Consider the following 8,730-nt stretch of genomic DNA (forward strand, 5'->3'; position numbering starts at 1 on the left):
ATCGCGCTCTATGACCAGATCCGCTCGCACCCCGAGCGCGACTGGATGCCGCGCGTGAAATTCTTCGGCGGCAAGGCGGCGCCCAGCTACCACAATGCCAAGCTGATCATCAAACTCGCCAACGATGTCGCAAAAGTCATCAACCGCGATCCGGCCGTGCGCGGTCTGCTTAAGGTGGTGTTCCTGCCGAATTACAATGTCAGCCTGGCCGAGATCATGATGCCGGCTGCCGACCTTTCCGAGCAGATCTCGACCGCCGGCATGGAAGCGTCGGGCACCGGCAACATGAAGTTCGCGCTCAACGGCGCGCTGACCATCGGCACGCTCGACGGTGCCAATGTCGAGATCAAGGAATGCGTCGGCGACGACAACATCTTCATCTTCGGCCTGACCACCGCCGAGGTCGCCGAGCGGCGCAACAACGGTTACGACCCTCGCGCCGTCATCGAGGGATCATCTGAGCTGGCGCAAGCGGTCGCTGCCGTCTCGTCGGGCGTCTTCTCGCCGGACGATCCGGAGCGTTACCGCGACCTCGTCAACGGCCTCTACAACAGCGACTGGTTCATGGTCGCCGCCGATTTCGATGCCTATGCCACCGCCCAGCGCGAGGTCGATGCGGTCTGGCGCAACAGTCCCGACTGGTACGCCAGGGCAATCCGCAATGTGGCGCGTGTCGGCTGGTTCTCCTCCGATCGCACGATCCGCCAATATGCGAAAGAAATCTGGAACGTGCCTGCCTGATGTGATTGCATGAGGCCGCAAACAATGTGGTCCCGGTGGTGTGAACTTGAAAGTCGGATCACACCACTAGAAACAAACACTCGGTGCCTGGGGAGGGACACTGCCTGATGAAGAAGCCGCGCGCGACCGCTGCGACAAGCGGGCCGGACGGACTGGCGGCAGCCAGCGATGTTGCGGCGATTGTTGCCGGCACGCATGGCGATCCGTTTGCCGTTCTCGGTGTTCAGGAGGCTGGGAAGGGTTTTGTGGCCCGCTGCTTTGTTCCGAATGCCGAATTCGTCACTGCCTATACGCTGACCGGCATCATCGCGGGTGAATTGTCCAGGCGCGACGATGGCGGCTTTTTCGAAGGCAAGCTCTCGATCAAGAAGCGGCAGCCGCTTCGCTATCACGCGCGCAATGCCGGCGGCGACTGGTGGCTGACCGATCCCTATTCGTTCGGTCCGGTGCTCGGGCCGATGGACGACTACTACATCGCCGAGGGATCGCATCTCAGGCTGTTCGACAAGCTCGGCGCCCATGTCATCGAGCACGAAGGCGCCACGGGCGTGCATTTCGCCGTCTGGGCTCCCAATGCGCGGCGTGTCTCTGTGGTCGGCGATTTCAACGAATGGGACGGCCGCCGGCACTCGATGCGGGATCGCCGCGACACCGGCATCTGGGAGGTGTTCATTCCCGATATCGGTGCCGGCCGGCCCTACAAATACGAGATCATCGGCCCCGACGGCGTCAGGCTGCCGCTGAAGGCCGATCCGTTCGCCTTCAAGTCCGAACTGCGTCCGGCCACCGCTTCGGTCGTGGCCGTGCCGCCGGCGCATGAGTGGGGCGACGAGGCGCATCGCAATTTCTGGCGCAATGCCGATCACCGGCGCGAAGCCATTTCGATCTACGAGGTCCATGCCGGCTCCTGGCAGCTTCGCGACGACGGTACGTTCCTGTCATGGGACGAACTGGCCGACCGGCTGATCCCCTATGTGGTCGAGACCGGCTTCACCCATATCGAATTCATGCCGATCTCCGAACACCCGTATGACCCGTCCTGGGGCTACCAGACGACCGGCCTCTACGCGCCATCGGCCCGCTTTGGCGATCCGGACGGCTTTGCCCGCTTCGTCGACGGCGCCCACCGTGCCGGCGTCGGCGTTATTCTCGACTGGGTGCCCGCGCATTTCCCGGTCGATGAGCACGGCCTGGCCAATTTCGATGGCACCGCGCTCTATGAACATGCCGATCCGCGCAAGGGGTTTCATCCCGACTGGAACACCGCGATCTACAATTTCGGCCGCCGCGAGGTGGTGTCGTTCCTGGTCAACAATGCGTTGTTCTGGGCCGAGAAATACCATGTCGACGGACTTCGCGTCGATGCGGTCGCCTCGATGCTGTACCTCGACTATTCGCGCAAGGCCGGCGAATGGATCCCCAACGAGAAAGGCGGCCGCGAGAATCTCGAGGCGGTCAGCTTCCTGCAGAAGATGAACAAGGAGGTCTACGGCCACCATCCGGGCGTGATGACCATCGCCGAGGAATCGACCTCTTGGCCGAAGGTCTCGGCACCGGTGCATGAAGGCGGGTTGGGCTTCGGCTTCAAGTGGAATATGGGCTTCATGCACGACACGCTGGAGTATTTCTCCAAGGAACCGATCTTCCGAAAACACCACCACAACGACCTCACCTTCGGCCTGACCTACGCCTTTTCGGAGAATTTCGTGCTGCCGCTCTCGCACGACGAGGTTGTGCACGGCAAAGGCACGCTGCTTGGCAAGATGGCCGGCGACGACTGGCAGAAGTTTGCGACGCTGCGCGCCTACTACGCTTTCATGTGGGGCTATCCCGGCAAGAAGCTGCTTTTCATGGGGCAGGAGTTCGCGCAGCGCCGCGAATGGAGCGAGGCGCGCGCGCTCGACTGGAACCTGCTTGAATTCCGGCCGCATCGCGGCGTCTGGCAGACGGTGCGCGATCTCAACTATCTCTACCGTTCGCGCCCGGCACTGCATGGCCGTGATTGTGAGCCGGAAGGGTTTTCCTGGCTGATCGTCGATGACAGCCAGAATTCGGTTTTTGCCTGGCTGCGCAGCGCACCGGGCGGCAGCCCGGTGGCCGTCATTTCCAATTTCACGCCGGTGCCGCGTGACAATTATCGCGTGCCGTTGCCGAAATCAGGCAAATGGCGCGAGATCATCAACACCGACGCTTCGGAATATGGCGGTTCCGGCAAGGGCAATGGCGGCATGGTCGAGGCGCGGGCGGAGGGAGGAAACATCTCAGCGACGATGCTTTTGCCGCCGCTGTCGACGATCATGCTTGAACTCGTTGCCGACTGAGCCATGTCGATATCGAGTAACTTGGGAGGGTAGAAATGGCAGACTTGAAACGGACCCAGCCGCTGGCGCGCGATGCCATGGCCTATGTATTGGCCGGCGGCCGTGGGAGCCGCCTCAAGGAACTGACCGATCGGCGTGCCAAGCCGGCCGTCTATTTCGGCGGCAAGACGCGCATCATCGATTTCGCGCTCTCCAACGCGCTTAACTCCGGCATTCGACGCCTCGGCGTCGCCACCCAGTACAAGGCACATTCGCTGATCCGCCATCTGCAGCGCGGCTGGAACTTCCTGCGCCCTGAACGAAACGAGAGTTTCGACATCCTGCCGGCCAGCCAGCGCGTCTCGGAAACGCAGTGGTATGAAGGCACCGCCGATGCCGTCTATCAGAACATCGACATCATTGAGGCCTACGGCCCCGAATACATGGTCATCCTGGCCGGCGACCACATCTACAAGATGGACTACGAGATGATGCTTCGCCAGCACGTCGACGCCAATGCCGACGTCACCGTCGGCTGCCTCGAAGTGCCGCGCATGGAAGCCACCGGCTTCGGCGTCATGCATGTCGATGCCAAGGACAACATCATCGCCTTCGTCGAAAAACCCGCCGATCCGCCCGGCATTCCCGATAAGCCGGAATTCGCGCTGGCTTCGATGGGCATCTACGTCTTCAAGACCAAATTCCTGATGGAGCAGTTGCGCCGCGATGCGGCCGAGGCGGGCTCAAGCCGCGACTTCGGCAAGGACATCATCCCCTATATCGTCCAGCACGGTAAGGCGATCGCGCATCGCTTCGCTAAATCCTGCGTCCGCTCGACCGCCGAGAACGAAGCCTACTGGCGCGACGTCGGAACGGTCGATGCCTATTGGGAAGCCAATATCGACCTGACCGATATCACGCCCGAGCTCGATCTCTACGACCGCGACTGGCCGATCTGGACCTATGCCGAATTGAAGCCGCCGGCAAAGTTCGTGCATGACGAGGATGGCCGCCGCGGTTCGGCTGTGTCTTCGCTTGTCTCGGGCGATTGCATCGTCTCGGGGGCTTCGCTGAAAAAAAGCCTGATCTTCACCGGCGCGCGCATCAATTCCTATTCGACGCTGGAAGAAGTCGTCATGCTGCCCGACGTTCATGTCGGCCGGAACGCAAAGTTGAAGCGCGTGGTCATCGACCATGGTGTTAGGATACCGGAAGGGCTGGTGGTCGGCGAAGATCCTATTCTCGACGCCAAGCGCTTCCGCGTTTCCGAAAAGGGCATCTGCCTGGTCACGCAGGACATGATCGACAAGTTAGGGCTCTAACGCATGCAGGTTCTGTCGGTCACGCCCGAGATCTTTCCGCTGATCAAGACCGGAGGGCTTGCCGACGTGACCGGCGCGCTGCCCATCGCCTTGGCGGCCAAGGGCGTGACCGTGCGCACGCTCATCCCGGGCTTTCCGACCGTCATGGCCGCCTTCAAGAAGAAGCGGGCGGTTCTGCAATATCCCTTGCTGCAGGGCGGCAAGGCCTCCGTCCATTCAGTCCAACTCGCCGGGCTCGAACTGTTCGTGCTCGATGCGCCGCATCTGTTCGACCGTCCCGGCGGTCCCTACGGCAATGCCACCGGCGTGGACTGGCCAGACAACTGGCGGCGCTTCGCAGCACTAAGCCAGGTCGGCGGCGATATCGCCGGCGGCGCCATCTCGGGCTACCAGCCCGACATCGTCCATGCCCATGACTGGCAGTCTGCGATGACCCTGGCCTACATGCGCTACGGCAAGGCAGTTGGCATTCCCTCGATGATGACCGTCCACAATCTCGCCTTCCAGGGCCAGTTCGGCGCCGGCATCTTCGGTGAACTCGGCTTGCCGGCGGCGGCGATGGCGCTCGACGGCGTCGAATATTATGGTGGTGTCGGCTTCCTCAAGGCTGGCCTGCAGGCCGCCTGGGCGATCACCACGGTCAGCCCGACCTACGCGCAGGAGATCCGCTCGGCGGAATTCGGCATGGGTCTCGACGGCCTCATCAACATGCGCTCCAGCGATCTCTATGGCATCGTCAACGGCATCGACACCGGCATCTGGGATCCGGAAACCGACAAGCATCTGGTATCCCCCTACAAGGCGAGCACACTGAAGGCGCGCGCGCCCAACAGGACTGCCGTGGAGGACCGCTTCAGTCTTGAGCGTGACGACAGCCCGATCGTCTGCGTGGTCAGCCGGCTGACCTGGCAGAAGGGGATGGACATACTGGCGCTGGTGATCGACGGCATCGTTGCCACTGGCGCGCGGCTGGCCATCCTAGGATCGGGCGATGCTGGTCTCGAAGGCGCGCTGCTTGCCGCTGCCGCCCGGCATCGCGGCCGTATCGGTGTGGTCGTCGGCTACGATGAGGGGCTGTCGCACATCATGCAGGGTGGCTGTGACGCCATCGTCATCCCCTCGCGCTTCGAACCGTGCGGGCTGACGCAGCTTTACGGCCTGCGCTATGGCTGCGTGCCGGTGGTCGCGCGCACCGGGGGCCTCGCCGATACGGTCATCGACGCCAATGAGGCCGCCGTCTCTGCCGGTGTCGCCACCGGCCTCCAGTTCGCGCCCAACAATGGCGGTGCCTTGCTGCACGCCATCCGCCGCCTCGTCGACGCCCATGCCAGTCCGACGGTCTGGGAATCGCTGCAGCGCCAGGGCATGAAGGCCGATGTGTCGTGGGACAAGAGCGCCGAAAAATATGTCGAACTCTATCGCTCGCTACTTTCGAAAAGGGTTGCCTGAAGCATGATACGGACCGTCCCCACCAAGCCTTATTCCGACCAGAGGCCCGGCACGTCGGGCCTGCGCAAGAAGGTGCCTGTCTTTCAGCAGGAGCACTATGCCGAGAATTTCATCCAGTCGATCTTCGACGCGCTCGACGGTTTCAAGGGCAAGACCCTGGTGATTGGCGGTGACGGCCGGTTCTACAATCGCGAGGTCATCCAGAAGGCCATCGCCATGGCCGCCGCCAACGGCTTCGGCAAGGTGATGGTCGGGCAGGGCGGCATCCTGTCGACGCCGGCCGCCTCGCATGTCATCCGCAAGTACAAGACCTTTGGCGGCATCATCCTGTCGGCCAGCCATAATCCCGGCGGCCCGCATGAGGATTTCGGCATCAAGTACAATGCCGGCAATGGCGGCCCGGCGCCGGAAAAGCTGACCGACGCGATGTTCGAGAAAACCAAGACAATCTCAAGCTTCAAGATCGCCGATATCGATCCGATCGACATCGACACAACAGGCACGGTCAAGGCCGCCGGCATGACGGTCGAGATCATCGACCCGGTCGCCGACTATGCCGAACTGATGGAAAGCCTGTTCGATTTCGATGCCCTGCGCAAACTGTTCAAATCCGGCTTCCGCATGCGCTTCGACGCCATGCACGCGGTGACCGGCCCCTACGCCAAGGAGATCCTGGAGAACCGGCTTGGCGCGCCCAACGGCACCTGCCGCAATTTCAAGCCGCTGCCGGATTTCGGCGGCCATCACCCGGATCCGAACCTCGTCCATGCCAAGCACCTCTATGACGAGATGATGGGACCGGACGCGCCGGATTTCGGCGCTGCCTCGGATGGCGACGGCGACCGCAATCTGATCATCGGCAAGGGCATTTTCGTCACCCCGTCGGATTCAGTTGCCATGCTCGCCGCCAATGCCCGCCTGGCGCCCGGCTACAAGGCCGGTTTGAAGGGTATCGCCCGCTCGATGCCGACCAGTGGCGCTGCCGACCGCGTCGCTGAAAAACTCGGCATCGCCCTCTATGAGACGCCGACCGGCTGGAAGTTCTTCGGCAATCTGCTGGATGCCGACATGGCGACGATCTGCGGCGAGGAGAGTGCGGGCACCGGCTCCAACCATGTCCGCGAAAAGGACGGCCTATGGGCGGTGCTTTTGTGGCTCAACATCCTTGCCGCGCGCGGCGAAAGCTGCAAGCAGATCGTCACTGAGCACTGGGCGACCTACGGTCGCAACTACTATTCGCGGCACGATTATGAAGAGGTTGAGAGCGACCGCGCCAACGCATTGGTCGACGAACTGCGCGCCAAGCTCGGCGCGCTGCCGGGTACCAGCGCTCGCGGCATGAAAATCGCCAGCGCCGACGATTTTGCCTATCGCGATCCGGTCGACGGTTCGATCAGCGAGCATCAGGGCATCAGGGTGCTGTTCGAAGGTGGTTCGCGGGTCGTCTTCCGCCTCTCCGGCACCGGCACGTCGGGCGCGACGCTGCGCGTCTACATCGAACGTTACGAGCCGGACAAGTCGAGGCACGACCTCGACACCCAGGCCGCCCTTGCCGATCTGATAGCCGCAGCCGATGATATTGCCGGGATTCACAGCCATACCGGCCGCCCCAAGCCAAGCGTGATTACTTGAGGGTGGCGGTTCGCGCTTTCCCTTCTCCCCTTGTGGGGTTCGAAGGACGGGGCGAGACCCGTGGCTCGCCCCAGGGCGGTGGATCGGCGCGTAGCGCCGAGACGGTTGAGGGGTGCGCGAAGGATCGCTGTCCTTGCCAAGCGGGAACATCCCTCATCCGTCGCCTTCGGCGACACCTTCTCCCACAAGGGGCGAAGGGGGAGACTGCATGACCCAGCTCGGCGCCACCGTCACCCGCGAAGGCATCCGCTTTGCCGCCTGGTCGCAGGCCGCCCGTCGGCTTTGGGTCTCGATCTTCGACGAGCAGGGCAACCGGGAAATCGAACGGCTCGAACTGCAGCCGGAAGGTGAGGGCGTCCATGCGCTGTTCATTGCGGGCCTTGGCCAGGGCATCCGCTACGGCTTTCGCGCCGATGGCGACTACGCGCCGGAACGCGGACTGTGGTTCGATCCCGCCAAGCTCCTGACCGATCCATATGCCGTCGAGATCGACAGGTCCTATGTCTATGACTGGCGGCTGGCCCAGCGCCGGGGCGAGGGCGCCGATACCGCACCGCTGATGCCGAAGGCGATTGCCGCTGCGCTGCCGAAGCCGGTGCAGGCTGCCCCGCCGCTATTCCAGCCGGGCGGCCTTATTTACGAAGTGCCGGTGCGCGCCTTCACCATGCTGCATCCGGACATTCCCGAAAAATTGCGCGGAACAGTCGCCGCACTTGCTCACCCGGCGGTTATCGAGCATCTGAAAAAACTGGGGGTTGACGCGGTCGAACTGATGCCGGTGACCGCGTGGATTGACGAGCGACATTTGCCGCCGCTCGGGCTGCGCAACGCCTGGGGCTACAATCCCGTGACTTTCATGGCCCTCGATCCGCGTTTGGCGCCGGGCGGCATCATGGAGTTGCGAAACACGGTCGCCGTGCTGCGTGAGGCTGGCATCGGCGTCATCCTCGACCTCGTCTTCAACCACACCGGCGAGAGCGACTGGCTTGGCCCGACGCTGTCGCTGCGCGGCCTGGACAACCAGGCCTACTACCGGCACTCATCAGACGGCGGGCTGGCCAACGATACCGGCACCGGCAACACGGTCGCTTGCGATCATCCTGTCGTCCAGGAGATGGTCCTCGACACGCTTCGCCATTTCGTCAGGGATGCCGGCGTCGACGGCTTCCGCTTCGACCTGGCGCCCATTCTGGGCAGGGTTGAAGGAACATTCGATGCCGAGGCGCCGATGCTGAGAGCGATGCGCGACGACCCGCTGCTGGCCGATCGCGTGTTGATCGCTGAGC

The 8,730-nt window shown here is 62.9% G+C and carries 6 protein-coding genes; all 6 read left to right on the forward strand.

All coding sequences use genetic code 11. The annotated features are described in order from the left end of the window. The coding region (locus EN984_RS12965; protein WP_164765459.1) for a glycogen/starch/alpha-glucan phosphorylase at positions 1-741 on the forward strand (741 nt) is incomplete at its 5' end. Positions 742-848: 107 nt separating this feature from the next. Then, entirely contained in the window at positions 849-3,062 is a 2,214-nt protein-coding gene (gene glgB, locus EN984_RS12970; protein WP_127268704.1) for a 1,4-alpha-glucan branching protein GlgB, read from the forward strand. A 35-nt stretch (positions 3,063-3,097) separates the two neighbouring features. After that, entirely contained in the window at positions 3,098-4,363 is a 1,266-nt protein-coding gene (gene glgC / locus EN984_RS12975) for a glucose-1-phosphate adenylyltransferase (protein WP_127273144.1), read from the forward strand. Between the two features lie 3 nt (positions 4,364-4,366). Then, positions 4,367-5,812, forward strand: coding sequence for a glycogen synthase GlgA (gene glgA, locus EN984_RS12980; protein WP_127269989.1), 1,446 nt, complete (start codon positions 4,367-4,369; stop codon positions 5,810-5,812). A 3-nt stretch (positions 5,813-5,815) separates the two neighbouring features. Further along, positions 5,816-7,444, forward strand: coding sequence for an alpha-D-glucose phosphate-specific phosphoglucomutase (locus EN984_RS12985; protein ID WP_127269987.1), 1,629 nt, complete (start codon positions 5,816-5,818; stop codon positions 7,442-7,444). A 208-nt stretch (positions 7,445-7,652) separates the two neighbouring features. Continuing rightward, on the forward strand, positions 7,653-8,730 hold a 1,078-nt coding region (locus EN984_RS12990), incomplete at its 3' end, for an alpha-amylase family glycosyl hydrolase (protein WP_245480060.1).

The sequence above is a fragment of the Mesorhizobium sp. M7A.F.Ca.CA.004.12.1.1 genome (genome assembly GCF_003997835.1).
In the GTDB taxonomy this organism is placed as follows: domain Bacteria; phylum Pseudomonadota; class Alphaproteobacteria; order Rhizobiales; family Rhizobiaceae; genus Mesorhizobium.